Source organism: Rothia sp. HMSC069D01 (assembly GCF_001810135.1).
In the GTDB taxonomy this organism is placed as follows: domain Bacteria; phylum Actinomycetota; class Actinomycetes; order Actinomycetales; family Micrococcaceae; genus Rothia.
Genome location: NZ_KV800107.1, coordinates 1 through 871, shown reverse-complemented (window position 1 = coordinate 871; position 871 = coordinate 1). Strand labels below are relative to the sequence as shown.

Below are 871 nucleotides of genomic sequence, written 5' to 3'. Positions count from 1 at the left end.
GGCATTCGCCGCAGACGGTGCGGTTGCAGCGCCCACACTGGGCGTAGCTAACGCGGTCGGGGTGGTTGACGCAGACCGTGGGGCTCTGCCCGTAATTCATGTAGTTGGGAAAGTTCTCCACTGACCCTCCAAGGGTTGTGTGCCGGATTTTCCGAAGATTTTTCACGTATTTTCAGGCTTAGTACCTGCCGTTTTGCCATTGCTGCGGGCTCTGCTGCTGAGGAGGCTCGGGCTTATCCACAAGCGGGACAAACAGCAGTGTCAACAGCACACCACCGACAAAACCACCCGCATGGCATGCGTGGGAGATATTCGAGGGGGTCAGAATGCTATAGATGATGTTCGGGGCAGTAATCATGACGAACACTCGTGCGGTGTCCTTCTGCTTCCTGATGATTAGCAGGGTCAAGAAAGAGCCCATGAGGCCGAATAGACCACCGGAGGCACCCACCACGCTGGTGTCAGATGCCAGCACGTACACGCCGAGGGCGCCGAAGACGATAGAGCCCAGGTACACGAGGAGGAACTTCCAGCGCCCCATCATGCGTTCGAGGGACACGCCGTAGATGAAGAGGTTAATCATGTTCCACACCAGGTGCATCGGGTCGTTCTGCATGTGCAGAAAACCGTAGCTGATGATGCGGTAGTACTCGCCATGCTGGACGTAGGGCCACCAGATGTTGCCGTGCCTAACCACCCATTCATTGGGAATGATCTGCTGCAGACCGTACATCGCGACGTTAATCAGAATGAGCGTGTACGTAATGTGCCAGTGGCGCGCCAGGAATGAGCCCTGTGCTTTCGAACCTTGCGCCTTCGAGCTGCCGCCCGTGAGGTCGCGGTAGCAGTCGGGGCAGACCATGCCCACATC

1 protein-coding gene is annotated in these 871 nt (G+C 57.3%); it reads right to left on the bottom strand.

Annotated elements, in window-relative coordinates:
• Nucleotides 1–178 precede the first annotated feature (178 nt).
• Nucleotides 179–871: rhomboid family intramembrane serine protease (locus HMPREF2710_RS04565; protein WP_070599759.1), on the bottom strand; the 693-nt coding region annotated here is incomplete at its 5' end.